A 26168-nucleotide genomic window follows, 5' to 3' on the forward strand; every position below is an offset into this window, starting at 1 on the left:
ATTAACTAAGCGTATGGGTAACTTCCTGAATATCCTGGCCATCAAGCTCACGTTCAAAGCTGCGCAGACGCTTATAAATAGACATCAGTTCGACTAACGTTGTCCAGGAGTTAATCAAATACTGGAACGAGCCGCGCACCTGGCCAAACACGTTGGTGATTTGCGTCATCAGGCCGAGCGTAATCGTACCGGCAACAATCGACGGGAACAGCAGGAACAAGCCGAAAACGTTATCAACCTGCAGGTATAGAATGCGGGCGATATTGAAGTACATATAGTGAAAATAGAGGCGGAAGTAGTTCTGGCGCACCGCATGGAACAGTTCACGCACCGTCGGCGGGGTCGCACGATTAGCGTCATCTTCACCGTAAACCAGTTCTTTACGGTAAGCCGCTTCCACGCGCTGGTTTTTAAACTCCAGCCCCGGAAGTTTGATGCCGACTACCGCCAGCAAGCCGGTTCCCATCAACGACCAGACAATCGCGGCAATCACCAGGCCATAAGGAACATGTCCAACAATAGGCAGGTCCGGCACATGGGCTGAGAGTGTGACCAGGACAGGTAAGAAGGCAATCAGCGTCATAATCGCATTGATAAAGCTGACCCCCATATCTTCAAGCGTGGAGGCAAAACGCATGGTATCTTCCTGCACACGCTGCGCCGCGCCTTCGATATGACGCAGATGCTGCCAGTGCGCCATATAGTGTTCGTTCATTGCGGTACGCCAGCGGAATACATAGTGGCTGACGAAGAAGTTGTTCATCACCCCAATGACCACGGCAATCAGCGCAATGCCAAGAAAGATGCCTACTTCATGATAGAACTGCTCAATCTTCACCTTATGCGGCGCACTCAACGCGGATTGAATCAGATCATAGAATGGCGCATACCAGGCGTTGACGGCGACGCCAACTTCAACCAGAAACCAGGTCACGAAAATTATCAGCGACGTGCCCAGTATGGACCAGTACTGCCAGCGGTGCGGACTGTAGATAAACCAGAACAGCGCAAACACACCAACACAAAGGATGTAATACGCATAAAAAATCAGGTAATCCAGCGACCAGAATCGGGCCGCGCTAATCGGTACGTCTCCCGACGCGCCGGTAATATGCGCAACCCAGGCTCCCCCACCTCCTTGCCAGAATACAACGGCGACCAGTGCCCAAATAAATGCCGAAATAAAGAACGGCCCCGGCTTTGGGAAAAAAGACTTAAACATAGTGCTCTCCTGCTAACTTCTTATCGTTATGACGACTGCTGTGTATTTGCCACCGTGGAGTGCGGCGGCCAGACGGCTTACGCCCAAAAACACAAGCTGAAACCGACAAGTGTGACCAAAACCGCGGCACTTAGTTCGCATCCGGGTATGAAGAATTGTTTCTGTGATTTTCACACTCGACAACGTTCCAGCAAGTGCAGATTATCACAGCGTGAGATCACAAAAGCGAACATCCGTAATCCGGGAAACGCTCGCGTTTACTCATCGTTACGTTTTTCACACTATCATTGGCTGATAAGCGCTTTGCAATACGCCGATGAGTAGTATAAATACGCATACGCACGACATCCTTTTTCACTTTCTCTAACTCATGGACACCACCGTTGAAACGTAGTCTGCTTTTTTCTGCCGCGCTGTGTGCGGCGTCATTGACATCTGTCCAGGCGGCACAGCCTATAACCGATCCGGTCTTCGCCTCTGATATCGTCGATCGTTATGCCGACCATATATTTTACGGCAGCGGTGCTACGGGGATGGCGCTCGTGGTGATTGATGGTAACCAGCGCGTATTTCGCAGCTTCGGCGAAACACGCCCTGGCAATAACGTTCATCCGCAGCTGGATTCCGTTATTCGAATTGCCTCTATTACTAAATTAATGACCAGCGAAATGCTGGTGAAATTACTCGATCAGGGTACGGTTAAACTCAACGATCCATTGAGCAAATATGCGCCGCCTGGCGCGCGCGTGCCGACTTATCAGGGCACGCCGATTACGCTGGTGAATCTGGCGACGCATACCAGCGCGCTGCCGCGCGAACAGCCTGGCGGCGCGGCGAAGCGCCCGGTGTTTGTCTGGCCAACCCGTGAACAGCGCTGGAGCTATCTCTCAACCGCCACGCTTAAAGCCGCACCGGGTTCGCAGGCTTCTTATTCCAACCTGGCGTTTGACCTGCTGGCCGATGCGCTGGGAACCGCATCCGGAAAGCCTTATCCGCAGCTGTTTGAAGAAAAAATTACTCGTCCGCTGGGGATGAAAGACACCACCTTTACCCCATCCCCCGATCAATGCAGACGCCTGATGGTCGCGGAAAAAGGTGCCAGTCCTTGCAACAATACCCTGGCGGCAATGGGTAGCGGTGGTGTTTATTCAACGCCCGGTGATATGATGCGCTGGATGCAGCAGTATCTCTCATCTGATTTTTACCATCGTAGCCAGCAGGCCGACCGTATGCAGACGCTGATTTATCAGCGGACGCAGTTAACCAAAGTGATAGGGATGGATGTTCCGGGTAGAGCCGATGCGCTGGGTTTGGGCTGGGTCTATATGGCGCCGAAGAATGGGCGACCAGGAATTATTCAAAAAACCGGTGGCGGCGGCGGCTTCATTACCTATATGGCGATGATCCCACAGCAAAACGTCGGGGCATTTATCGTGGTAACCCGTTCTCCGCTAACCCGATTTACCAATATGAGCGACGGTATCAACGATCTGGTTGCAGAGCTGAGCGGGAATAAACCGCAGGTTATTCCTGCATCCTGACTTAATACTCAAAAGGCAAACGGTTAATGCTCACCAGTTTGCCTTTATTCATTTCAATGTAACCACCTTTACGCAATGCCGCGAGAACCTCAGCGACAACTGAGCGTGAAATTCGCGTGCGTTGGTGAATATAGTTCATGACGCCGATACGCGAACGCAGTACGTCGTCCCATTTCATCATGGATATCAGCGTCGCGCGGATCTGATCGTAGGAGTTATTGCCGATCAGCTGCAGATCGCGCAACTCAAACATGGAATTTTGCCATGCTAACCAGCAAAAGGCTTCACGCCAAAGCTGGCATTGTTCAATTATATTTATCGTTTGCGAAGCAGGCAGGTGGTATCCCGTACAATTATTTTCGGTTATTAATCTGTATTGTACATCTGTTTTCATCACACCATCAGAAAGGCCCATAATAAAAGGCGCCTGTGCAATCCCGACCAGCACGCTTTCCCCTCTACGTAAGGAAACAACACCACTTAAAATAACAAAAGTTTCGTCACTATTAATATCGCTGGAAAAAATTATTTCTTTGTCGTTATCACACTCAAAGTGCTTACCATATTTCGCTAAACATTTATCAAGCTTACCAAACTCAAGAAGAGGTTTATTTGAAGATAGCATGTGCGAATTCCTTGCAAGAAATGCCCGTCAAATGCGTGACGGGCATTATTTCTAAATAAAATTACCTTTTATTTCTCTGCAAGAAAGTTTTTACCAGGTATATTTAACACCAACGTTTGCAGACCAGTCTTGATCGACATCACCGCCACCGAGGTAATTAGCATCGGTGTACGCGCTGAAGTTCTTGGTGAAGCTGAACTGAGTACCCAGCCCAACGCGTACCGCAGAACCTTCTACGCCGTTGTCGATAGAATCACCGTTTACATCAGAATCGTTGTTAGAGTCGTCGTAAACGTAGGCCAGTTTGAAGTACGGGGTCAGCGCCTGGTCATCGCTGTAGGCGAAGGTATAACCTGCATCGACACCAAGTTCATAACGCATGCTGTCATAAGACTGACCGTCAACTTTCATGTCGTTGCTCAGCTTATAGTCATCACCAGACTGGAACAGACCGGATACGCTACCGTAAGGGGTTACGTAACCTGCATCACCCAGCTTCAGGTCATAACCCAGTTTCAAGCCAAAGCCCCAGGCATCAGCAGAGGTGCTGCCATCAACATACTGACCGTTGCTCATGCTGGCAGACAGATCATTGTTGAAGTGGGAGTAGCTTAAGTTACTGTCAACAAAGATGTTGTTCGCAAAACGAGCAGAAGAGTAGATATAGGCAGTCTGGCTATCCTGATCTACCTGACCGGTACGATCACTCATGTCACCTTTCGCGAAGCCTGCCGCAGCACCGACAATCCACTTAGCGTTGTTACCATCGATTTTGGAATCAACACCGACCATGATGCCGTTAACATCCTGATCATAGTTAATGTTGCCGTTATCCGCATCGAAGCTGCCGCCGAAGTAGCTCACCCATGCACCACCGTTATCTACCAGACCATGACGCGCGTTAGTCAGACGAGTACCAACGGTGTCTTGTTCCAGGTTCCAGATATTCGTATTGGCAGACGGAATGCTCAGCGCCATGTTCGCGTAGTCGGTCAGCTCCATCTGCTGCAGAACAACGGTGTTACCCTGCTGCTGAGCCTGATAGGTGTAAGCACCCAGGTCTGCTTTGTTGGCTGCAGAGAAAGTTGCGGTGCTGTTCGTGTCGTTAACGTAGATCAGCTCGTTACCGTTGTAATCAGCAACAGAACCTGCGCCAGTGGCGTTATCGATGCGAACTTTATAGTTACCGGTTGCCGCTGCTACGTGATCACCGTAGTTATCAACTTCAGACTGATCGCCTGAGGTGTCAGAATCGCCGTTACCGTTGATAGTCAGATGACCATCAGAGTTCATCGCTATCACGCCATAACCGTAGTTAGCCTGGCGCGTATCGTTGGTACGATCGTTGGTCAGGTCAGCATTCAATACATAGTTAGCGCTGTTGATGTCGAAAACACCCGCATTAACATGGTTGTAAGCGTCGGTGTAGCTGGTCAGATTCAGGGTATCAACCTGCAGCGCGTTCCCGGTGCTGTTGCCCACATCCAGAACGCCGTTGTTGGTGACGTTAATGGTATTGGCATACAGCGCGGCATCAAGCACATTCCAGCCGGCAGAGACATCATCAGCAATCGTTACGGTACTGTTGTCAATAGACAGCGTATTAGTCGCAACACGACCATCTTCATTGATGTTCAGTGCGGAAGCACCGGTCAGAGTGATGGAGTCAGAAACCAGCGCAGAATCACCCACGTTGACAACGGAACCGCTGTTGATGCTCAAAGTGTCAATCAGAGAAGTTTTGGTGGTATCCCACTGGGAAGCGCCGTTCAGCGTCACGTTGAACAGACCGCTCTGATAAACGGTATTGCCAACCACATGACCATTTTCGTCATAAGAGGATGTGTCGCTATCGATACCGTAGGTTGAAGAAGGCCACAGGCTGTTGGCAGCGATATCAATCAGCGTAGGGGTGGCTTCAGTACCCTCAGCATAGCTTTCGTAAACGCCATCACCATCAACGTCAACCTGATGGACGGACATTGCCGCACCAACCCACTTGCTGCCGTGGTTCAGGGTCAGATCCAGACGGTCAGTACCATCCCAGCCGTTGGTATCCAGATCGGCATCGGTATCGCGGTAAGTATCAGCGCCGTTCGGGAAGAAGTTCTCATCAAAGTTGCTGGAGAACAGCACATCGCCCATCAGCGTAGCGTTATCAAACGTGGCGGTGGTCTGCATCGCGTTATCTACATTGGGATTAGCAATAACCGCCAATGCGATATCATTCGCGTTCCAACCGTTACCGTTGTAGTCGCTCGCATTGCTGGTGTTACCAAACCAGCCGGATCTTCCTTCATCAGACCAGGAACCTGAGGTCAGGGTAGAGTCGGTAACAGCGATAGTGTTGTTAAACACTTCGCCGCTGTTTACGCCGGTGATGACGGTATTATCGTCAATATCTTCCCACTCATAACCCTGAGTCAGGGTAATACCCGCGACGTGAGAGTTGTTGGAGATAGACAGATCAACTTCTTGATCCAAAGTGATAGCCGTGCCCAGGTTATAAACGTCGACAACGTGCGTATCAGCCACGTCATTATAGGTACCGTTGTAGGTATAATGTTCGTAGTTGTCATCGATAGTGGAGTTGATGACGTTCATTGCCAGACGGTCGTAGTAATAGTCGGTACCCGTACGGTTAGTACAATCCGTGGTCATACACTCGGATGTCACCATACCGTGAATGGTACTGTTTTTAATCGTCAGGCTGTTATAATTGCCGTTAGTTGACAGTCCATCATCCAGATAATAAGTAGAAATAACGCCGTTGACAGTAGCGTTATTGATTACCGGATAAATATCACCATTATAAATACTATCAGTGCCGTAATTGTTCCAACCGACATATCCATCGAAGTAAACGTCATCAACATGTGATGCGTCATTATAATGGGTGAACGTTGTGTATGTGGTTCCAGAAATATCAGTAGAAGCATTCGCCTGAGAAGTGATTGCCAAAGTACAGGCTAATGCTAATTGTGAGACTACTAGTTTCTTTTTCCAAGTGTGCATTTGTCATCCCTCCTCAGGGACGTAATATAGTTGATCCATTAATTATCAATGCAAAGAAAACATTTTATGTTTCGCGGGGACGATTATGCGGTTTCACAAAGTAAAGGTTCAATTATTCTTTGCTAGTCGTCCGAAACCGGACAACACTACGAATACCCTCACCTCTGACACAAAAAACAAAAAAACTCATTCTTTCAATGAAATACCGCACAACACATCTCTGAAGCATATAATTAACAAATAACTCACCACACACCCAAACAAATAAACAATAAATAAAGAGGGATTATCACCAGCCCTACACAAATAAACGCATCGATATTTAAAATAATAAAAACAGAAACAAGCAAAATAATGAATATAAATAACCTGCCATAAATGTGAATAAATTGCTCTAATGATTCAGCCTTCCACGATGGAAAATCCAGATATAACGCCAACTTTCGTAAACCACCCACCCTCAGGTTCGGGTATACTACGGACTTCGATTCCACAAACATCAGGCATACCATGACAGACCTAATCCAACGCCCTCGCCGCCTGCGCAAATCACCTGCGCTGCGCGCTATGTTTGAAGAGACAACACTCAGCTTAAATGACCTGGTGTTGCCGATCTTTGTTGAAGAAGAACTCGACGATTACAAAGCTATCGAGGCCATGCCCGGCGTGATGCGCATTCCAGAGAAGCATCTGGCGCGCGAAATTGAACGCATTGCTAATGCAGGCATCCGCTCGGTTATGACCTTCGGCATTTCTCATCACACCGATGACACCGGCAGCGATGCCTGGAAAGAAGACGGTCTGGTGGCGCGCATGTCGCGTATCTGTAAGCAGACCGTACCGGAGATGATCGTCATGTCCGACACCTGCTTCTGTGAATACACCTCGCACGGTCACTGCGGCGTATTATGCGAGCACGGCGTTGATAACGATTTAACCCTTGTCAATCTCGGCAAACAGGCGGTCGTTGCCGCCGCTGCGGGCGCAGATTTCATCGCCCCTTCCGCCGCAATGGACGGCCAGGTACAGGCGATTCGCCAGGCGCTGGATGCCGCGGGCTTTACCGATACCGCGATCATGTCCTACTCCACCAAATTTGCCTCTTCTTTCTATGGCCCATTCCGTGAAGCCGCAGGTACCGCGCTGAAGGGCGATCGTAAAACCTATCAGATGAACCCGATGAACCGTCGGGAAGCGATCCGCGAATCGCTGCTGGATGAAGCCCAGGGCGCAGACTGCTTGATGGTCAAACCGGCTGGCGCATACCTCGATATTCTGCGCGATATCCGCGAGCGCACCGAGCTGCCGATTGGCGCTTATCAGGTCAGCGGTGAATACGCGATGATCAAGTTTGCAGCCCTTGCGGGTGCAATAGATGAAGAGAAAGTGGTGCTGGAAAGCTTAGGCTCGATCAAACGCGCTGGCGCGGATCTGATCTTCAGCTACTTCGCACTGGATCTGGCTGAGAAAAAAATCCTGCGCTAATCACTTTGTTGCCTAATGACGGCTTCGCTTTACCGGACCTACAGGTCGTAGGCCCGGTAAATGAAGCGTCTCCGATAATCACCCCGCCCGAAAAAACGGCTTGTCTCCCAAAATTGTCGCCCGGTGCATAATGCGCCGCAGGGGCAGATAATCCGCATTCGCATAATGCTGCGTCACGCGATTATCCCAAATCGCCACATCGTTGGGCTGCCAACGCCAGCGCACCTGGAACTCCGGTTTAGTGATATGCGCGAACAAAAAGCGCAGTAACGCCTCGCTCTCTTTTTCCGTCACATCGACAATTCGCGTGGTAAATCCTTCATTCACGAACAGCGCCTGCTTCCCGCTCACTGGATGCGTGCGCACCACCGGATGCAGCAGGGGCGGATGCTTTGCCACCGCCTCCAGCCAGCGCTGATGCTCCTCTGGCGTCTGGCGGTATTTATATTCCTGGAAGGATTTACGAAAATCATGCTCTGCCCGCAGGCCGCTCAGCAACTGGCGAAACGGCTCAGATAATGCGTCATAAGCGGCAATCCCGCTGGTCCACAGGGTGTCTCCCCCTGTCGATGGCAGCTCTTTTGCCGCCAGAATCGCGCCCGCTGGCGGAGTGTCGATAAAGGTCACATCGGTGTGCCAGTTGTCGTTATCCGGCGGATTATCGTTATGAGTATCCAGCACGATAATCTCTTCAACCCCTTCGGCATGCGGATAGACAGGGTGAATATGCAGATCGCCAAAACGCAGCGCCAGCGCCCGCTGTTGTTGCGGCGTAATCACCTGCTCACGCAGAAACACCACCTGATGGCGCAGTACGGCGTGATAAAGCTGTTCAAACTGATTATCGCTCAGCGGGCGCGTCAAATCCGCACCGGTGATTTGTGCGCCAATGTTCGGCCCCAGCGGGGTAATGCTCAGACGTTCACTCATTGTACTTCTCCATGCCAGGGCGTCAGGCGGCGCTGAAGCGCGCGCAGACCCAGTTCTAAAATAAACGCGATAACGGCAATCACCGCGATCCCCGCCAGCACCACATCCGTTGCCAGAAACTCACCGGCTGACTGCACCATAAATCCTAAACCTCGCGTGGCGGCAATCAGCTCTGCTGCCACCAACGTCGACCAGCCCACGCCAAGCCCGATACGCAACCCTGTGAGTATCTCCGGCAATGCCCCCGGCAAAATAACAAACCACAGCACCTGCGTACGGCTGGCTCCCAGCGACTGTGCGGCACGCACTCTCACCTGCTGCGCGCTTTTAACCCCCGCCAGCGCCGACATCGCTACAGGGGCGAAAATCGCCAGATAGATCAGCAGGATCTTGGAGGTCTCACCAATGCCAAACCAGATAACCATCAGCGGCAAATAGGCCAATGGCGGAACCGGACGATACAGTTCAATGATCGGATCGAGAATGCCGCGCATCGTCGGACTCAGCCCCATAGCGATCCCAACCGGAACGCCGAGCAGTACCGCCGCCAGCAGCGCGATAACAATACGCGTCAGGCTCGCCGCCAGATGCTGCCACAGCGTGGCATCCATAAACCCCTGCGGCCCGGCAATAACCATCAGTTTTTGCAAAACCTGGCCCGGCGGGGGTAAAAACAGCGGACTGATTAACTGCAGCGCCGCCACCGTCCACCACACCGCCAGAATGACGACCAGCGTACCGAAGCTTAAGGTAATCTGCCGCGAGAACGGCCAGCGCCAGTTCAGCGCGCGCTGGCGACGGGGTTTATCATTAATCACCACGCTCATGAGAATGCCTCCCGTTGTTCAAAGACACGACCTAACACATACTCGCGCATGGCGATAAACTGCGGGTCGGACTTAATGCTGCGGCTCGGCTCTCCGGCCACAAAGCGACGAGCGAAATTCAGCGGCAGACGCTCCAGTACCCGGCCAGGGCCTGGCGACAGCAATACCAGCTCCGTTGCCAAAAAAACGGCCTCTTCAATATCGTGGGTAATCAACAGCACCTGTTTGCCAGTCTCATGCCACAACTTCAGCAGCAGGGTTTGCATCTGCTCGCGGGTAAAGGCGTCGAGCGCGCCAAAGGGTTCATCCAGCAACAACAGCTGCGGGTTGGCAGCCAACGCCCGCGCAATGCCTACGCGCTGACGCTGACCACCAGAGAGCTGCCAGATAAAACGTTTTCCCGCATCCTCCAGCCCAACTTTCTGCAACATCTCCCGCGCGATTCGTTGACGTTGGGGCTTCTCCATCCCCGCCAGTTGCAGCCCGAAGGCCACGTTGTCCTGCACGTTGCGCCAGGGCAGCAGGCCTTCGTTCTGGAACACAACCCCGCGCTCTGCGCCTGGACCTTCAACTTTGTTGCCCGCCAGCATAATGCTGCCATGCTGATACGGCACAAACCCGGCAATCAGATTTAACAGCGTGGTTTTTCCGCAACCAGAAGGTCCGAGTACCACCAGCAGTTCGCCACTATCGAGCGTCAGGTTGATATCTTCCAGCACCGGTTTTCCACCGTAGCTGGCGGCAAGATGAGAGATTTGCAGCATCAGCGCCTCCTTATTTATTGCACGAAGCGATCGGTCACATACTGGCTGTAATCCGTCGCGACGGCGGGGACTTTGCCCTGCTCTTTGAGGAACTGCGCGGTGTCGATAATCGCTTTATTCACCGGGCCGGTTAGCTCAGCGGTTTGCTGTTGTGCCGTCAAATAGGTGTTACCTTTCACCAGGCCCGGCACATCCGCCTCCGGTACGCCACTCAAACGCGACAGTTTGCTGATATTCTCCGGCTGTTTCAGCCATTCATCGGGATTAGCGATATAAGGCTGCTGGGCGTCGATGGCGCTTTTGGCAAAGGCTTTCACCACCTCAGGATGCTTCTCGGCAAAATCTTTGCGCACCACCCACACGTCCAGCGTCGGTGCGCCCCACTCGCCAACCTGCGATGAGTCGGTTAATACCTTGCCATCTTTTTCCAGCGCGTTTACCGCAGGCGCCCAGACATAAGCACCATCAATATCTCCGCGCTGCCAGGCGGCAATAATCGCGGGTGGCTGCAGGTTCACAATCTCCACCTGCCCTGCTTTGATACCCCAGTGTTTCAACGCCGCCAGCAGGCTGTAATGGGTAGTGGAAATAAACGGCACGGCAATGCGCTTACCAATCAAATCTTGCGGTTTACTGATGTTTTTCTTCACCACCAGCGCTTCAGAATTGCCGAGTTTTGACGCCAGCAGGAAAACCTCAATAGGCACCTGCTGGCTGGCAGCGACCGCCAGCGGGCTGGAGCCAAGATTACCGATCTGCACATCACCGGATGCCAGCGCACGGACGATGCTCGCACCGCTGTCGAATTTGCGCCAATCAACGGTAGCCCCGCTCTCTTTAGCAAAGGTGTTATCCGCCTGCGCCACTTTGGCGGGTTCAGCGGAGGTCTGATAAGCAACGGTGACGTTCACCGCCTGTGCCTGAAATGCGATGAATGCCAGTGCGGCAAGTAGTGCGTTACGCGATGAAATAGCCATGATTGTCTGCTCCCCTGTCTTGTTATGGGGGCAGTATTTCGTTGCGGCACAATTTGATAAAGGAATTAAAAATTCTGGCTAATAGCGATCTGTTTTTAGAAAAAAAGCGGCAATGCTTAGCCCGGAAATGCATTTGATTGCAGGCCGGCAAATTATTGCGATTTTGTTACATTCGTTACATATCCGCGCCACGGGGATTGCCAGCGCGGCGCTGGCAGGCATCATAGATGCCATTGTCAGGCAAGAGAGCAAGATCATGATTCATGTTGTGCTGGTGGATGACCATGTGGTGGTGCGTTCCGGCTTTGCGCAATTACTCAGTCTCGAAGACGATCTCAACGTTGCTGGCCAGTACAGCAGCGCGGCCCAGGCGTGGCCTGCACTACTGCATGATGACGTCAACGTTGCGGTGATGGATATCGCCATGCCGGATGAAAATGGCCTGAGCCTGTTAAAACGACTGCGGGCGCAGAAGCCCGGTTTTCGCGCCATTATTCTCAGCATCTATGACTCACCCACGTTTGTGCAAAGCGCACTGGATGCCGGTGCCAGCGGTTATCTGACCAAACGCTGCGGGCCAGAGGAACTGGTGCAGGCGGTACGTTCGGTTGGTATGGGCGGGCATTACCTGTGCGCCGACGCGCTACGGGCGCTACGCGGCGGCGAACAGCCCGCGCAGGTATTGGAGGTACTGACCCCACGCGAGCGCGAAGTGTTTGATCTGCTGGTCAAAGGCGACAGCGTAAAAGAGATCGCCTTCAAGCTCGACCTCAGCCATAAAACGGTGCACGTTCATCGTGCGAACGTGCTGGGCAAACTGCAATGCCACAGCACCATCGATCTGGTGCATTTTGCACTCGACCACCAGTTGCTGACGGGGCATTAATGTCACGCAGCCTTCGTCATGGGGTTATTTCTCTGTTTATTCTGCTGGCCTGGGGATCGGGCTGGCTGATGCTGTGGACGCTGGGGTTTTACCTGACCCACAACGGCCAGCAGGCAGCGCTATTCCTGCCGCACGGCGTCTATCTCGCTCTGCTAATCCTGCTTTCTCGCCGTTACTGGCCCGCGCTGGTACTGCCGCCGGTGCTGATGCTGTTCTGGCTGCACAGCGAGCAATTAGTGAATGGCTATATCCTGCTGGTTGCGCCGTTGATTAGCCTGATACCGGCGAGTATCGGCCAGTCATACTGGCACCGCTTCCCCCTTTACTGGCAGCGCTTAACGCTGCTGTTGGCCGCGGTGACGATCACGTCATTGCTCAATACCCTCCTGCTTTCACCGTTTATCCAAAGCCCGGCAACGTTAATTGGCCTGGCGTCGTTTACCGGCGGCGTGCTGCTGACGCCGTTTGTCTATCTGATCTATGAATTTCTGCGCCAGCAGCACCGCTATCATTTGCTCGGACTGGATACCACCAATCCCCCCCTGCGTACCTCGCTTATCATCTGGTGCAGTCTGTTTTTCATTATTGGCATAGGTACCCAGATGGTGCTGTCACCTGAGATCGAGCGCCTGCTGCTAATCGTAGTGTTCTTACCAAACGTGGTGATGGCGTGGAAATTTGGCTGGCAGGGCGGCGTGTTGTCCGGACTGCTCGGCAGCATGATGATCACCATCGCCCGGCAAATCGGCGTCGGGTTCAGCAATTTACTGGAGCTGGAGATTTTCCTCGCCACCCAGGCGCTGCTGGGCATAGGGCTGGGGATCGCTATCAGCCGCCAGCAGCATCTGGCGCAAAACCTGCACCATTATCGCCAGCGTCTGGAAGCCGAACTGGCAGCGCGACGCGCGCTGACCGAACAACTGATCCGCACCGAGGAAAATACGCGCAAAAGCCTGGCGCGGGAGCTACACGACGAAATTGGTCAGAACATCACCGCCATTCAAATTCAGTCGCAACTGGTCAAGCGCGCGCCGGGTCGCGAGCAAACGCTTGAAGCGGCAAATCAGATCAACGACCTTGCCCGGCGCATTCACCACTCCACCCGCCAACTGTTGCGCCAGCTGCGACCGCCCGCGCTCGATGAACTGGCCTTTAAAGATGCACTGCATCATCTGGTGAATGAATTTGCCTTTGCCGAACGCGGCATTCGCTGTTGGTTTGACTATCAGCTTGAAAATACGCCAGAAAATGAAACGGTGCGTTTCACACTGTATCGCCTGCTGCAGGAGTTGCTCAATAACGTCTGTAAACATGCCGACGCCAGCGAAGTGTCGATTACGCTGCGCCAGCAGGAACACCGCGTGTTTCTGCACGTCGCTGACAACGGTGTAGGTATTCTCGCAGAGAAAATCCCCGGGTTCGGTATCCAGGGGATGCGTGAGCGGGTCAGCGCCCTTGGCGGCGAACTGACGCTCGAATCGAACAACGGCACGCGGGTAATTGTTAACCTGCCCACAAATTTGCAACAAATCAGCCGTTAACCAGGAAAAAGTCTTAGTCACTGCGGACTTTATCTCATCCCATTTTGCTTTCACTTTCCTATAGTCAGCACAAACGGAGGCTGCCATGCATACACGTGCATCACGCGAGACAGACCAACAATACCGGGCGCTACGCCCCCGGCTGCTGATGTGTATGGTGATTGGGTACGCCGCGTTTTATCTGACGCGCAAAAGCGTTAACTACGTCCTCCCGGCGCTGCAAACGGATCTGGGTCTGGATAAAGGCGATATCGGCCTGCTGGGATCGCTGTTTTATCTGACCTATGGCCTGTCGAAATTCACCGCCGGGCTATGGCACGACAGCCACGGACAGCGCGCGTTTATGGGCATTGGCCTGTTTGCCACCGGCGTTTTAAACGTGCTGTTCGCCTTTGGTGAATCGCTGACGCTGCTCCTGGTGGTCTGGACGCTGAACGGATTTTTTCAGGGCTGGGGCTGGCCACCCTGCGCCCGACTACTGACCCACTGGTACTCGCGTAACGAACGCGGCTTCTGGTGGGGCTGCTGGAATATGTCGATCAACATCGGAGGGGCCATCATCCCGCTGATTAGCGCCTTTGCCGCCCACTGGTGGGGTTGGCAGGCAGCCATGCTGGCTCCGGGGATAATCAGCATGGCGTTAGGCATCTGGCTCACCCTGCAACTGAAAGGCACACCCCGGGAAGAAGGCTTACCCCCGGTTGGGGAATGGCGGCAAGACCCGCTGGAGTTGCGTCAGGAGCAGCAAAGCCCGCCGATGGGACTGTGGCAAATGTTGCGCACCACCATGCTGAAGAACCCGATGATCTGGCTACTCGACGTGTCATATGTGTTGGTCTATTTGATCCGCATAGCGCTCAACGACTGGGGCAACATCTGGCTGACGGAAAGCCACGGTGTGAACCTGCTCAGCGCCAATGCCACGGTAATGCTGTTTGAAGTCGGCGGCTTGCTGGGGGCGCTGTTTGCCGGATGGGGATCGGATCTGCTTTTCAGCGGTCAGCGTGCCCCAATGATTTTGCTGTTCACACTGGGGCTGATGGTCTCCGTCGCCGCGCTGTGGCTGGCGCCGGTGCACCACTACGCGCTACTGGCAGTGTGTTTCTTTACCGTGGGCTTTTTTGTGTTTGGCCCACAGATGCTAATTGGCCTCGCGGCCGTGGAATGCGGACATAAGGCGGCGGCAGGTTCAATTACTGGTTTTCTTGGGCTATTCGCCTATCTGGGGGCCGCGCTGGCGGGTTGGCCGCTGTCGCTGGTCATAGAACACTACGGCTGGTCGGGAATGTTCAGTTTGCTCTCGGTTGCCGCTGTCTTTATGGGTTTATTGCTGATGCCATTGCTCATTGCGGGCATTCCCCCTTCTCTCAGTCAAAGGATAAAACAATGAAACTGACGCTTACCTCTACCCTAATTGCCTCCGCTCTGACGCTGGCAGCCTTCAGCAGTGCAGCTCAGGCGCAGGGTCGTCTGGTGGTGTATTGCAGCGCCACCAACGAAATGTGCGAAACCGAAACCAAAGCCTTCGGTGAAAAATATGATGTGAAGACTTCATTCATTCGCAACGGCTCAGGCAGTACGCTGGCGAAAGTGGATGCCGAGAAGAAAAACCCGCAAGCGGATGTCTGGTACGGCGGTACGCTGGATCCACAGTCTCAGGCCGGTGAAATGGGGCTGCTGCAGCCGTATAAATCACCAAACCTCGAACAAATCATGGAGAAGTTTCGCGATCCGGCAAAAGTGAAAGGCAACCTCTCCTCGGCGGTTTATGTCGGTATTCTGGGCTTTGGCGTCAATACCCAGCGCCTGAAAGAGAAAAACCTACCGGTGCCAAAATGCTGGAAGGATCTGACCAAACCGGAATACAAAGGCGAAATCCAGATTGCTGATCCGCAAAGCTCCGGTACCGCCTATACCGCACTGGCGACCTTTGCCCAGCTGTGGGGGGAAGATCAGGCCTTTGACTACCTGAAACAGCTCAACGCCAACGTCTCCCAGTACACCAAATCCGGCATTGCCCCGGCGCGTAACGCCGCCCGTGGCGAAACGGCTATCGGCATCGGTTTCTTGCACGACTACTCACTGGAAAAAGAACAGGGCGCACCGCTGGAACTTGTCTCACCGTGCGAAGGTACCGGTTATGAAATCGGCGGTGTCAGCATCCTGAAAGGCGCGCGTAACCTCGATAACGCCAAACTGTTCGTTGACTGGGTACTGTCGAAAGACGCGCAGGAGCTGGCGTGGAAGAAAGGTAAATCCTATCAGATCCTGACCAACACCACCGCCGAGACGTCCCCTAACTCGCTGAAGCTCGACGACCTGAAGCTTATCAATTACGACATGGATAAGTACGGCTCGACCGACGTGCGTAAAGCCCTGATCAATAAGTGGGTCAGCGAAGTGAAGATGGGTAAATAACCCCAGATTTGCGTTCATTTGCCGGATAAGGCCTTAACGCCATATCCGGCCTGAAATACCGGAACCGCTATGTCACACACACTTGCACTCCATCCCGTGAAAAAACGGGATGCGATATTTCTTTGGATTTTACTCGGCTGGCTGGCGTTTGCCCTGCTGCCGAGCTGGAGCCTGGACTACGGTCTGCTGGAGTCGACGCGCGAAGAAATTCTCGCCGCCTACGGCTGGTCACAGTTCAATATCAGTTGGCTCTGGTATCTGCTGCCAAGCCTGCTGCTGGTGCGCCCGTTCCATGAAGCCAGACGCGAACAGCGCAGCCGCCATTATTTTGACGCGGGCTGGGCGTTTTTCTGTATGGCGTTTATCGTCGCCAGCGCGACTCTTGAGGGGCGCGGCTTAGGCTATGCCACCATCGTGCTGTTTGTGGCACTTGGCGCGATCATGACCCTGGCGCTCACCCGTCTGGAATGGCTGGGCGGCGACCGTTTCGTCATCGGCTCGCTCACCGCGATTGTCGCGCTGATCGGTATTTTTATCGTCTGGCCAAGTATCGCTATTTTCATTCCGATGTTCACCAACGACGCCGGAGAATTTGCTCCGCTGGCGTTTATGAATGTGCTGTCGCAGGCGCATATCATTCAGGTGATCCTCAACTCGATTATGCTGTCGATTGCCGTCGGCGTCGGCTGTACCTTCTTTGGCCTGGTGCTGGCTATCTACACCACCCGAATCGCGAAACGCAGCGCCATTATCGGACGTATTTTCTCGATTCTGCCGATCGTCACCCCGCCGTTTGTTGTGGGTTTAGGTGTAACGCTGATGATGGGACGCTCCGGTTACATCACCGAATTTATGGTCGAATGGTTTGGTTTGACCAACACCAACTGGCTGTACGGTTTTACCGGCATCTGGCTGGCGCAGGTGCTGGCCTTCACTCCGATGGCGTTTATGATCCTCGACGGGGCGATCAAAACCATTCATCCGTCGCTGGAGGAGGCGTCATACACCCTGCGCGCCAGCCGCTGGCAAACCTTTAACGGCGTGTTTGTCCCGCTGCTAAAACCGGCACTGGCAAACGCCTTTTTAATTGTGGTGGTGCAGTCGCTGGCCGACTTCAGTAACCCGCTGGTGCTTGGCGGTAACTTTGACGTGCTGGCAACACAAATCTACTTCTATATCACCGGCTCCCAGCTCGACTACCAGGCCGCCAGTACGCTGGGTGCCTTCCTGTTGCTGTTCTCGCTGCTGGTGTTCTGCGTGCAGTACATGTGGATTGGTAAACGCTCGTACGTCACCGTTTCCGGTAAATCCTATCGGGGCGACGTGCAGCCGCTGCCGGTAACGCTGGTATGGAGCGTGGTCGCGCTGCTGGCGGTGTGGATTGCCTTTAACGCCCTGCTCTACGGCAGCATTTTCTACGGCAGTTTCACCGTAAACTGGGGCGTGGACTACACCCTGACGCTGGCGAACTTTACCAAACTGTTCGGTCAGGGAATGAGCGACGGCGCGTGGCCTTCACTGCTCGACACCCTGCTCTACGCCGGGATTGCCGCGCCGATCACCGCTATCTTCGGCCTGCTGATCGCATGGGTTGTGGTGCGTCAGCAGTTTAAAGGCAAAAAGACCATCGAGTTCACCACTATGCTGTGCTTTGCCGTTCCGGGCACCGTAGCGGGCGTGTCGTACATTCTGGCCTTTAACAGCGCCCCGGTATACCTCACCGGCACCGCCGCCATCGTGATTATCTCAATGGTGATGCGTAACGTCCCGGTCGGTATCCGGGCGGGCATTGCGGGCTTAGGCCAAATCGATAAATCGCTGGATGAAGCCTCGCTCAGTCTGCGTGCCGGTTCCCTGCGCACCATTACGCATATCCTGTTGCCGCTGCTGCGCCCGGCGATCCTCTCAGCGCTGATCTACAGCTTTGTGCGCGCCATTACCACCGTCAGCGCCATTGTGTTCCTCGTCACGCCGGATACCCGCGTGGCCACGGCCTACATCCTGAACCGCGTAGAAGACGGCGAATACGGCGTGGCGATTGCCTACGGTTCCATTTTGATCGTGGTGATGCTGGCGATTATTTTCATCTTTGACTGGCTGATCGGTGAATCACGTACCTCCCGTTCAAAAGCCAAAAACCAGGCGTAATGGAGCGCACTATGACTCAGAAAAATTTCGTTGAACTGCGCAACGTCACTAAACGATTTGGCAGCAACACGGTTATCGACAATATCAATCTCACTATTCCGCAGGGGCAAATGGTAACGCTGCTCGGCCCGTCCGGCTGCGGTAAAACCACCATCTTGCGTCTGGTTGCCGGGCTGGAAAAACCGAGCGAAGGACAAATTTTCATTGATGGCGAAGACGTTACCCATCGTTCTATTCAGCAGCGCGATATCTGTATGGTGTTTCAGTCATATGCCCTGTTCCCGCACATGTCGTTAGGGGAGAACGTCGGTTATGGCCTGAAGATGCTCGGCGTGTCGCGCGCGGAGGTGAAAACCCGCGTCAAAGAGGCGCTGGCGATGGTGGATCTGGAAGGATTTGAAGACCGCTTTGTCGATCAGATCTCCGGCGGTCAGCAGCAGCGCGTGGCGCTGGCCCGTGCGTTGATCCTCAAACCGAAAGTACTGCTGTTTGATGAACCGTTAAGTAACCTGGATGCCAACCTGCGTCGCAGTATGCGCGACAAGATCCGCGAGCTGCAAAAGCAGTTTGATATCACCTCGCTGTACGTCACCCACGATCAGAGCGAAGCCTTTGCGGTTTCCGATACCGTACTGGTGATGAACAAGGGACACATCATGCAGATCGGCTCGCCGCAGGATCTCTATCGCCAGCCCGCCTCCCGCTTTATGGCGAGCTTTATGGGCGATGCCAACCTGTTCCCGGCCACCTTCAGCGACAGATACGTTGATATCTACGGCTATCATCTGCCGCGCCCACTGCACTTTAGCGATCAAGGCGAGGGCATGGTAGGCGTGCGCCCGGAAGCGATCACCCTCAGCGACCGCGGCGAAGAGAGCCAGCGCTGCGTGATCCGCCACGTCGCGTATATGGGACCCCAATATGAGGTCACGGTGGAGTGGCACGGACAGGAGATTTTATTGCAGGTCAACGCTACGCGTCTGCAGCCGGACGTCGGCGAGCAGTATTATCTCGAAATCCATCCGTACGGCATGTTTGTGCTGGCGGATGCGGCATAAAGTGTTACCCATGTTTCCGGTTCATACCGTATCGCCATCCGGCAAAAATGCCCGATGGCGGCTTACGTCTTATCGAGCCTGAACTTGAACTTTTAACGCGGCAATATCCGCGGGCGTGGTGCGACAGCACCCGCCAATCAATCGTGCGCCAGCGGCCTGCCACTGTGGCAGATAATCCGCCAGTTGCGCACAAGACTCACCGTGATGATGCCAGGTTTTGCTCGCGGCATCGTACTGCTCGCCCGAATTCGGATACACCACCAGCGGCAGCGCCGTTAAGCCGTGTAAATGCTGCAACGCAGCGGTGGTGTTTTCCAGCGCAATGCAGTTAATGCCTAACGCCACCACCTGCGGATAATCCGCCAGCAACGCGACCACGTCACGCAGCGGCGTACCGTCGCTCAGGTGCTCGCTGTCACGCAGAGTAAATGAGAACCAGGCACGCGCACGCGGGTACGCGGTCAACAGCGCAGCCAGTGCGCCAATCTCGACAAAATTCGGCAGAGTTTCGCAGGCCAGCAGATCGGCCCCGGCATCCAGCAATGCTTCCACGCGCGGGCGATGAAACGCCTGGAATGCCTCGGCGCTGCGCTGGTAATCGCCACGGTATTCAGAGCCGTCCGCCAGATACGCGCCGTAAGGTCCGACAGATCCCGCCACCAACAGCGTGCCCGCTTGCGGGTTCTCTGCCAGATACGCTTCACGCGCTTTACGCGCCAGCTCCACGCTTTTGCCAATCAGCGCTTTCGACTGCGCTTCATCCAGGCCACGCGCGGCAAAGCCCGCCGGTGTCGCCTGATAGCTGGCGGTGATCGCGCATTGCGCCCCCGCCCGGTAATAATCAAGATGCACTTCGCGGATAAGCTCCGGGTTTTCTACCAGCACTTTGGCTGACCACAGGCTGTCGGCTAAGTTACACCCTCGCGCTTCCAGCTCCGTCGCCATCGCGCCATCCAGTAACAGGACATCCTGTTTCTCAAGGAGAGCGCGTAACGGATTATTCTGCGACATGTTCTGGCTCCTGTTTTGCGTTACGGGGTTGAGTAAGGAAATATGCACCATAGCACAACGCAACAAACGGTAACCCACACCACAACGCAATTCTCTGCGCTGGATCGAATGCCAGCCCTACACAGGCCACCAGGCACAACACAAATCCCAATACCGGCACCAGCGGATACCACGGCGCACGATAATGTAATGCACTCAATGCCTTACCCTGTTGCAGATGACGGCGGCGAAAAACAAAGTGCGAAGCGCAGATGCTCAGCCACACCGCCACCACCGCAAACCCGGAGATTGCCGACAGCGCGACAAATACCGTGTCCGGGGCCACCACGCTGGAAAACAGCGCCAGTACGCCGCCGAGCATACTGACCGACAGCGCCGTCAGCGGCACGCCGTTTTTCGTTACTCGCGCAAAACAGGCTGGCAGCGTACGTTCATTCGACAGCGACCAGAGCATGCGCCCGGAGGCATACAGCCCGGAGTTCGCCGCAGAAAGAATGGCTGTCAGGATCACGAAGTTAAAAATATCGGCGGCGTACGGAATACCTACCTTCTCAAACACCAGCACAAACGGGCTTTTCTCCACGCCCGCCTGCTGCATCGGGATCAGCGCCGCCAGCACAAACACGGTGCCGATAAAGAAAATAATCAGTCGCGCGATGGTGGTACGAATCGCCACCGGGATCACCTTGCGCGGATTTTCCGTTTCACCGGCGGCAATACCGATAAGCTCGGTTCCCGAAAAAGCAAAGTTCACCGCCACCATAGTCATCAGGATCGGTAAGCCGCCATGCGGGAACCAACCTTCCGCCGTGATATTACTCAGCCCCGGCGCGGGCGAGCCATCCTGCATCGGGATAAAGCCAAAAATCGCCGCCCCGCCGAGGATAATAAAGGCGATGATAGTGACCACTTTCACCAGTGAGAACCAGAACTCCCCTTCGGCAAAAAAGCGCGTGGAGATAACATTCAGGCCAAAAATAATCACACAGAACACCACGCACCAGACCCATACTGGCACCAACGGAAACCAGTACTGCATACAGAATCCGGCAGCGGTAAAACTCGAACCAAGTGCCACGGTCCAGGTCAGCCAGTAGAGCCAGGCCACGGTATACCCCGTCGCCGGGCCGAGATAGCGCGCGGCATAGACGTGAAACGCCCCGGTCTCCGGCATCGCGACCGACAGCTCGCCCAGACACTGCATAACCAGCCAGACCACCAGCGCGCCAATCAGATAGGCCAGCAGCGTTCCCGCGGCCCCGGTAGTGGAGATGATGTAGCCGGTATTGAAGAATAACCCTGTGCCAATCACGCCGCCTAAGGAGAGCATAATCAGGTGACGCGTTTTCATCGTGCGCTTCAGTGGCGCATTTTGTTGTGTTGTTTGCATATAACCTTCCAAACGTATGGACATCTAAACATCCAAAGAAGGTGTGTTATACCGCGTTTGTTAACACAATGCAAAATCAACCCTGCACCAGACGCAGATGACCGCGCCGGGCGCTTAATACCGGGTGGGGGTTAATTATCAAATATAAAAAGGGCCGCCAGCTCATAACGCCTCCGTTGCCAGGCTTTACATAAACTCTGGCAACGTCATCGCCGGCTGGCGTTCACCCGGAAGTGGGAACCGTATCTCCCCACTCATACAACCGAACGATTGCTTATGAGCCACTGGTCGGGATCGGCATCTGCGATTTACGGCTCATCAGGAAAAATACCGCCAGCCCTGCCAGTAAAATGCCCGGCGCAGAAGCTGCCATCACGCCTACCGTTCCAGTGCCGAGCGCTAACATTTTTCCTGCCAGCAGCGGGCCGCTCATCGCCCCCAGACGCCCAACGGCGACGGCGGTACCCACGCCTGTCGCGCGGATCTGCGTGCTGTAAAACAGCGGAGCCAGCGCATACAGCACGCTTTGTCCTCCAGTGGCAAACATCCCCGCCACAAATCCGGCCATCAGCATACCGCTCAATGACGACACCGTCCCCAGCGCCAGCAGCGAAGCCAACATCCCGGTGTAGATCAGAAGCGACATGACCACCGGGCGCAGTTTGTCCATTAACGCCCCGAGAATTAACGTGCCGCTGGCCGCACCGATTTGCAGAGCAAACATCACGCCAGCCGCCTGCGAGGGCTGAAAGCCCTGCTCCACTAGCAGCATCGGCAGCCAGTTGATCAGCATATACACCACCAGCAGGGTGAAGAAATAGCACAGCCACAGCAGCAACGTGGCTGTGGCTGTAGCAGGTGCGAACAGGGCGCGCAACGGCGCGGCGGCCACCTGCGTTTGCTGGGCATAAACCTGTGATTCTGGCAGCCAGCGCATCAACAGCGGCACCAGCAGCAGCGGGATCACTCCGCCAACCCAGAACACCGTTTGCCAGGCGGCGGCCAGACCGCTAAACCCGAGCGCCGCCGCTAACGCCGCGCCAATCGGCACGCCACAGTACATCAGGCTCACCGCCGTACCGCGAAAACGCGGGCCCGCCGCTTCGGAGGTCAGCGCGATCAGATTCGGCAACGCCGCGCCCAACCCGACGCCGGTCATCAGACGGGCAAACACCAGCGACGAGAAATCCCAGGAAATCGCCGTCGCCAGCGAGAACAGGCCGAACAGCGCCACGGAGGCAATAAGAATACGCTTGCGGCCATAGCGATCGGCCAGCATGCCGCCCACCAGCGCGCCGGGCAGCAGCCCGAGAATGCCCGCACTGAAGATCCAGCCCATCTGCATTTTATCCAGCGCAAACGCCTGGGCGATACCGACGGCAGCGATCCCGGCGGCCTGTAGATCCAGCCCTTCCATCAGGGCGACTAAAAAGCAAAGCCCGACGGTTAACGTCAGGCGGTAAGATGTGGGGGTACGGGTAGTCATAAGATGTACCTCTGAGGTCACGATGCAGGTGAGTCGCGGCTGATACGTTGCCAGCCGCGTAATCATTTTTATTTTCTATTGCGCAGATCCAGCGCCACGTCGACGATCATATCTTCCTGGCCGCCCACCATTCGGCGTTTGCCCAGTTCAACCAGAATATCGACCGCGCTCAGGCCATAACGCGCCGCCGTCACTTCGCAGTGACGCAAGAAGCTGGAGTACACCCCGGCATAGCCCAGTGCCAGCGTTTCGCGATCCACCCGCACCGGACGGTCCTGCAGTGGACGCACCAGATCGTCGGCGGCGTCCATCAGCGCATACAGATCGGTGCCGTGCTGCCAACCGAGCTTATCCGCAGCGGCGATAAACACTTCCAGCGGCGCGTTGCCCGCGCCAGCGCCCATACCCGCCAGGCTGGCGTCGATACGGTCGCAGCCCTCTTCCACCGCGGCAATCGAGTTCGCCACGCCGAGGCTCAGGTTGTGATGCGCATGCATTCCGGTTTCCGTCTCCGGCTTCAGCACCGCTTTCAGGGCGCGGAAGCGGGCGCGAATATCGCTCATATTCATCGCCCCGCCGGAATCGACCACGTAGATACACGTCGCGCCGTAGTTTTCCATCAGCTTCGCCTGCTGCGCCAGATTCTCCGGCGTGGTCATATGGCTCATCATCAGAAAGCCGACGGTATCCATGCCAAGCTCACGCGCGTACTGAATATGCTGGGCCGACACGTCCGCTTCGGTGCAGTGGGTCGCCACGCGCACCACTCGCGCGCCGGCCTGATACGCGTTTTTCAGGTCATGAAGAGTGCCGATGCCCGGCAGCAACAGCGTGGCGATCTTTGCGTGTTTAACCACGTCTGCTGCCGCTTCAATCCACTCGAGATCGCTGTGCGCGCCAAAGCCGTAGTTAAAGCTGGAACCTTGTAAACCGTCGCCGTGGGCCACCTCAATGGAATCAACCCGCGCGTCGTCCAGCGCTTTGGCAATCTGGCGCACGTTTTCCAGCGAATACTGGTGACGAATCGCATGCATGCCGTCGCGCAGGGTCACGTCTGAGATATAGAGTTTTTTACCGTTCATGCTGCTTCTCCTGCCTGACGGGTGAGTGACTGCGCCATCTGCTCAGCGGTCGCCAGCGCGCTGGAGGTCATAATGTCGAGGTTGCCCGCATAGGCGGGTAAATAGTGCGCCGCACCTTCCACTTCCAGATACACCGCGGTTTTCAGCCCGGAAAACTGACCAATACCCGGCAGATTCACCGGTTTATCCTGCGGGATGACTTCAAACTGGACGCGCTGTTTCAGGCGATAGCCCGGCACATACGCCTGCACCGCCGCCGCCATGTCATTAATCGACGCTTCAACTTCAAGCTGGGAGGCCGCTTCGCTCAACACATACACCGTGTCGCGCATCATCAGCGGCGGCTCAGCCGGGTTAAGTACGATAATGGCTTTGCCTTTAGCCGCGCCCCCCACCACTTCAATCGCCTTCGAGGTGGTTTCGGTAAACTCGTCGATATTGGCGCGGGTGCCCGGTCCCGCAGATTTACTGGCGATCGAGGCGATAATTTCGGCGTAATGGACTTTTGCCACGCGAGAAACCGCCGCCACCATCGGGATGGTCGCCTGCCCGCCGCAGGTCACCATATTGACGTTCTGTTGGTCAACGTTAGCCTCCAGGTTCACCACCGGGACGCAGTACGGGCCGATCGCTGCGGGTGTCAGGTCGATCAGACGGATCCCCGGTTTTACGGCGCGCAGCGCGGCGTCATTTTTCACGTGCGCGCCCGCGCTGGTGGCATCAAACACGATGTCGATTTCAGCGAATTCTGGCATCGCAAGAAGCCCCGTCACCCCTTCATGGGTGGTGGCAACGCCCATACGCCGGGCGCGTGCCAGACCGTCGGATTGCGGATCAATCCCCACCATCACCGCCATCTCCAGACGTACGCCGTGACGCAGAATTTTAATCATCAAATCGGTGCCGATGTTGCCAGAGCCGATAATGGCGACTTTACGCTTACTCATGACTGACTTCCTTTTGTAACCGCCGCTGAAAAGGTGGCGGCAACTGAACCAATACCGTCGATATGGGCTTCGAAACGATCGCCCGCATTCACCGCCACCATCGGGCCTAACGCCCCGGTGAGAATAATGTCCCCGGCACGCAGCGGCTCGCCGAGGCTGGCCATTTTGCGCGCCAGCCACACGGCGGCGTTTATCGGATGTCCCAGACATTCGCTACCGCGCCCGCTGGAAACCTCTTCGTTATTGCGCGTCATTTTCATCGCGCAGTTTTTCAGATCTAACCCTGCCGGACGCTGTGCCGGACCGCCGACCACATACACGCCACAGGAGGCGTTATCCGCCACGGTATCAACAAACTTGATCGACCAGTCGCGAATACGGCTGCCGACCACTTCCAGCGCGGGTAGCACCCACTCGATGGCGTTGTACAGCTCGTCAAAGGTGGTATCGGCATTGGGCAGATCGCGGTTCAGCACCAGCGCAATCTCCGCTTCAATACGCGGTTGTAGCACGCGGGCAAACGCAATGGTGTCGTTGTCGCCGTAGCACATGTCGGCGAACAGCGTGCCGAAGTCCGGCTGATCGACGCCCAGCTGCTGTTGCACTTTCGGGTGCGTCAGCCCCACTTTGCGCCCGACGACGCGACGCCCGCGCGCCACGTCATACTGCACATTGATACGCTGAATGGCGTAGGCCGCTTCGGCGTTATCCACGCCGATCAGTTCACGCAACGGGGCGATAGCATCCCCTTTTTCCTCAGCCTGACGTAAATCGGCGGCTAACTGCTCAAGATTAAGATTCGTCATGTCCGTTCC

21 protein-coding genes are annotated in these 26168 nt (G+C 55.1%); 8 read left to right on the forward strand and 13 right to left on the reverse strand.

All coding sequences use genetic code 11. The features are described from left to right. Window position 1: 1 nt before the first annotated feature. Window positions 2-1222: a peptide antibiotic transporter SbmA gene (gene sbmA, locus HVZ39_RS19310; RefSeq protein ID WP_016155831.1), complete on the reverse strand. Its 1221-nt coding sequence runs from the start codon at window positions 1220-1222 to the stop codon at window positions 2-4. Window positions 1223-1605: 383 nt separating this feature from the next. On the opposite strand from sbmA, the gene ampH reads away from it, so the two are divergent. After that, window positions 1606-2763 carry a D-alanyl-D-alanine-carboxypeptidase/endopeptidase AmpH gene (ampH, locus tag HVZ39_RS19315; RefSeq protein WP_016151995.1) on the forward strand — a complete coding sequence of 386 codons (1158 nt, stop codon included), beginning with the start codon at window positions 1606-1608 and terminating at the stop codon, window positions 2761-2763. 1 nt (window position 2764) lies between these two features. Here ampH and iprA read toward each other — a convergent pair whose 3' ends face one another. Further along, window positions 2765-3388, reverse strand: coding sequence for a hydrogen peroxide resistance inhibitor IprA (iprA, locus tag HVZ39_RS19320; RefSeq protein ID WP_047357670.1), 624 nt, complete (start codon window positions 3386-3388; stop codon window positions 2765-2767). Window positions 3389-3478: 90 nt separating this feature from the next. Further along, a complete protein-coding gene (gene ehaB / locus HVZ39_RS19325) occupies window positions 3479-6403 on the reverse strand; it encodes an autotransporter adhesin EhaB (RefSeq protein WP_181632849.1) in 2925 nt (974 codons plus the stop codon). A gap of 510 nt (window positions 6404-6913) precedes the next feature. On the opposite strand from ehaB, the gene hemB reads away from it, so the two are divergent. Continuing rightward, on the forward strand, window positions 6914-7888 hold the full coding sequence (hemB, locus tag HVZ39_RS19330; RefSeq protein ID WP_181632850.1) for a porphobilinogen synthase: 975 nt from the start codon (window positions 6914-6916) through the stop codon (window positions 7886-7888). Window positions 7889-7966: 78 nt separating this feature from the next. Here the strand turns inward: hemB and tauD are convergent, their stop codons facing one another. The 4 genes from tauD to tauA are packed head-to-tail and all read right to left on the reverse strand — an operon-like array spanning window position 7967 to window position 11386. Next, window positions 7967-8818 (reverse strand): taurine dioxygenase, encoded by an 852-nt coding sequence (gene tauD, locus HVZ39_RS19335; RefSeq protein WP_049042258.1) that lies wholly within the window; start codon window positions 8816-8818, stop codon window positions 7967-7969. Beyond that, complete coding sequence (tauC, locus tag HVZ39_RS19340; RefSeq protein WP_016155826.1) at window positions 8815-9645, reverse strand: taurine ABC transporter permease TauC; 831 nt, start codon at window positions 9643-9645, stop codon at window positions 8815-8817. The genes tauD and tauC overlap by 4 nt, the downstream gene beginning before the upstream one ends. Then, complete coding sequence (tauB, locus tag HVZ39_RS19345) at window positions 9642-10409, reverse strand: taurine ABC transporter ATP-binding subunit (RefSeq protein ID WP_016155825.1); 768 nt, start codon at window positions 10407-10409, stop codon at window positions 9642-9644. The genes tauC and tauB overlap by 4 nt, the downstream gene beginning before the upstream one ends. Before the next feature lie 14 nt (window positions 10410-10423). Further along, window positions 10424-11386, reverse strand: a complete 963-nt coding sequence (gene tauA, locus HVZ39_RS19350; RefSeq protein ID WP_049042255.1) for a taurine ABC transporter substrate-binding protein — start codon at window positions 11384-11386, stop codon at window positions 10424-10426. A gap of 256 nt (window positions 11387-11642) precedes the next feature. Between tauA and HVZ39_RS19355 the strand changes: the two genes are divergently transcribed. From HVZ39_RS19355 to fbpC, 6 genes are all read left to right on the forward strand, one after another. Next, complete coding sequence (locus HVZ39_RS19355; RefSeq protein ID WP_029139427.1) at window positions 11643-12272, forward strand: response regulator transcription factor; 630 nt, start codon at window positions 11643-11645, stop codon at window positions 12270-12272. Next, the gene (locus tag HVZ39_RS19360) at window positions 12272-13813 is read left to right on the forward strand and encodes an MASE1 domain-containing protein (protein WP_053389831.1); all 1542 of its coding nucleotides are present in this window, start codon (window positions 12272-12274) and stop codon (window positions 13811-13813) included. The genes HVZ39_RS19355 and HVZ39_RS19360 overlap by 1 nt, the downstream gene beginning before the upstream one ends. Window positions 13814-13898: 85 nt before the next feature. Further along, window positions 13899-15203 carry an MFS transporter family glucose-6-phosphate receptor UhpC gene (gene uhpC / locus HVZ39_RS19365; RefSeq protein ID WP_181632851.1) on the forward strand — a complete coding sequence of 435 codons (1305 nt, stop codon included), beginning with the start codon at window positions 13899-13901 and terminating at the stop codon, window positions 15201-15203. Continuing rightward, on the forward strand, window positions 15200-16231 hold the full coding sequence (locus tag HVZ39_RS19370) for an ABC transporter substrate-binding protein (RefSeq protein ID WP_016151983.1): 1032 nt from the start codon (window positions 15200-15202) through the stop codon (window positions 16229-16231). The genes uhpC and HVZ39_RS19370 overlap by 4 nt, the downstream gene beginning before the upstream one ends. A 69-nt stretch (window positions 16232-16300) precedes the next feature. After that, on the forward strand, window positions 16301-18379 hold the full coding sequence (locus HVZ39_RS19375; RefSeq protein WP_047357661.1) for an iron ABC transporter permease: 2079 nt from the start codon (window positions 16301-16303) through the stop codon (window positions 18377-18379). An 11-nt stretch (window positions 18380-18390) separates the two neighbouring features. Next, a complete protein-coding gene (fbpC, locus tag HVZ39_RS19380; RefSeq protein WP_046275613.1) occupies window positions 18391-19437 on the forward strand; it encodes a ferric ABC transporter ATP-binding protein in 1047 nt (348 codons plus the stop codon). 69 nt (window positions 19438-19506) lie between these two features. Here the strand turns inward: fbpC and mmuM are convergent, their stop codons facing one another. From mmuM to mhpD, 6 genes are all read right to left on the reverse strand, one after another. Next, on the reverse strand, window positions 19507-20448 hold the full coding sequence (mmuM, locus tag HVZ39_RS19385) for a homocysteine S-methyltransferase (RefSeq protein ID WP_181220770.1): 942 nt from the start codon (window positions 20446-20448) through the stop codon (window positions 19507-19509). Then, a complete protein-coding gene (mmuP, locus tag HVZ39_RS19390; RefSeq protein WP_032946968.1) occupies window positions 20435-21838 on the reverse strand; it encodes an S-methylmethionine permease in 1404 nt (467 codons plus the stop codon). The genes mmuM and mmuP overlap by 14 nt, the downstream gene beginning before the upstream one ends. A 274-nt stretch (window positions 21839-22112) precedes the next feature. Next, a complete protein-coding gene (mhpT, locus tag HVZ39_RS19395) occupies window positions 22113-23324 on the reverse strand; it encodes a 3-(3-hydroxy-phenyl)propionate transporter MhpT (protein ID WP_016155816.1) in 1212 nt (403 codons plus the stop codon). 68 nt (window positions 23325-23392) lie between these two features. Next, window positions 23393-24406: a 4-hydroxy-2-oxovalerate aldolase gene (mhpE, locus tag HVZ39_RS19400; RefSeq protein ID WP_181632852.1), complete on the reverse strand. Its 1014-nt coding sequence runs from the start codon at window positions 24404-24406 to the stop codon at window positions 23393-23395. After that, entirely contained in the window at window positions 24403-25353 is a 951-nt protein-coding gene (gene mhpF / locus HVZ39_RS19405; RefSeq protein ID WP_181632853.1) for an acetaldehyde dehydrogenase, read from the reverse strand. The genes mhpE and mhpF overlap by 4 nt, the downstream gene beginning before the upstream one ends. Next, window positions 25350-26159 carry a 2-keto-4-pentenoate hydratase gene (mhpD, locus tag HVZ39_RS19410; RefSeq protein ID WP_016151974.1) on the reverse strand — a complete coding sequence of 270 codons (810 nt, stop codon included), beginning with the start codon at window positions 26157-26159 and terminating at the stop codon, window positions 25350-25352. Before mhpD ends, mhpF begins: the two co-directional genes overlap by 4 nt. Window positions 26160-26168 lie beyond the last annotated feature (9 nt).

Source organism: Citrobacter sp. RHB35-C21 (genome assembly GCF_013816515.1).
Lineage (GTDB): Bacteria > Pseudomonadota > Gammaproteobacteria > Enterobacterales > Enterobacteriaceae > Citrobacter > Citrobacter braakii.

Bases quoted from the DNA above. Each gene is read 5' to 3' on its own strand.
- sbmA (WP_016155831.1), bottom strand. From the start codon at position 1,222: ATGTTTAAGTCTTTTTTCCCAAAGCCGGGGCCGTTCTTTATTTCGGCA.
- iprA (WP_047357670.1), bottom strand. From the start codon at position 3,388: ATGCTATCTTCAAATAAACCTCTTCTTGAGTTTGGTAAGCTTGATAAA.
- ehaB (WP_181632849.1), bottom strand. From the start codon at position 6,403: ATGCACACTTGGAAAAAGAAACTAGTAGTCTCACAATTAGCATTAGCC.
- hemB (WP_181632850.1), top strand. From the start codon at position 6,914: ATGACAGACCTAATCCAACGCCCTCGCCGCCTGCGCAAATCACCTGCG.
- tauD (WP_049042258.1), bottom strand. From the start codon at position 8,818: ATGAGTGAACGTCTGAGCATTACCCCGCTGGGGCCGAACATTGGCGCA.
- tauC (WP_016155826.1), bottom strand. From the start codon at position 9,645: ATGAGCGTGGTGATTAATGATAAACCCCGTCGCCAGCGCGCGCTGAAC.
- tauB (WP_016155825.1), bottom strand. From the start codon at position 10,409: ATGCTGCAAATCTCTCATCTTGCCGCCAGCTACGGTGGAAAACCGGTG.
- tauA (WP_049042255.1), bottom strand. From the start codon at position 11,386: ATGGCTATTTCATCGCGTAACGCACTACTTGCCGCACTGGCATTCATC.
- HVZ39_RS19355 (WP_029139427.1), top strand. From the start codon at position 11,643: ATGATTCATGTTGTGCTGGTGGATGACCATGTGGTGGTGCGTTCCGGC.
- HVZ39_RS19360 (WP_053389831.1), top strand. From the start codon at position 12,272: ATGTCACGCAGCCTTCGTCATGGGGTTATTTCTCTGTTTATTCTGCTG.
- uhpC (WP_181632851.1), top strand. From the start codon at position 13,899: ATGCATACACGTGCATCACGCGAGACAGACCAACAATACCGGGCGCTA.
- HVZ39_RS19370 (WP_016151983.1), top strand. From the start codon at position 15,200: ATGAAACTGACGCTTACCTCTACCCTAATTGCCTCCGCTCTGACGCTG.
- HVZ39_RS19375 (WP_047357661.1), top strand. From the start codon at position 16,301: ATGTCACACACACTTGCACTCCATCCCGTGAAAAAACGGGATGCGATA.
- fbpC (WP_046275613.1), top strand. From the start codon at position 18,391: ATGACTCAGAAAAATTTCGTTGAACTGCGCAACGTCACTAAACGATTT.
- mmuM (WP_181220770.1), bottom strand. From the start codon at position 20,448: ATGTCGCAGAATAATCCGTTACGCGCTCTCCTTGAGAAACAGGATGTC.
- mmuP (WP_032946968.1), bottom strand. From the start codon at position 21,838: ATGCAAACAACACAACAAAATGCGCCACTGAAGCGCACGATGAAAACG.
- mhpT (WP_016155816.1), bottom strand. From the start codon at position 23,324: ATGACTACCCGTACCCCCACATCTTACCGCCTGACGTTAACCGTCGGG.
- mhpE (WP_181632852.1), bottom strand. From the start codon at position 24,406: ATGAACGGTAAAAAACTCTATATCTCAGACGTGACCCTGCGCGACGGC.
- mhpF (WP_181632853.1), bottom strand. From the start codon at position 25,353: ATGAGTAAGCGTAAAGTCGCCATTATCGGCTCTGGCAACATCGGCACC.
- mhpD (WP_016151974.1), bottom strand. From the start codon at position 26,159: ATGACGAATCTTAATCTTGAGCAGTTAGCCGCCGATTTACGTCAGGCT.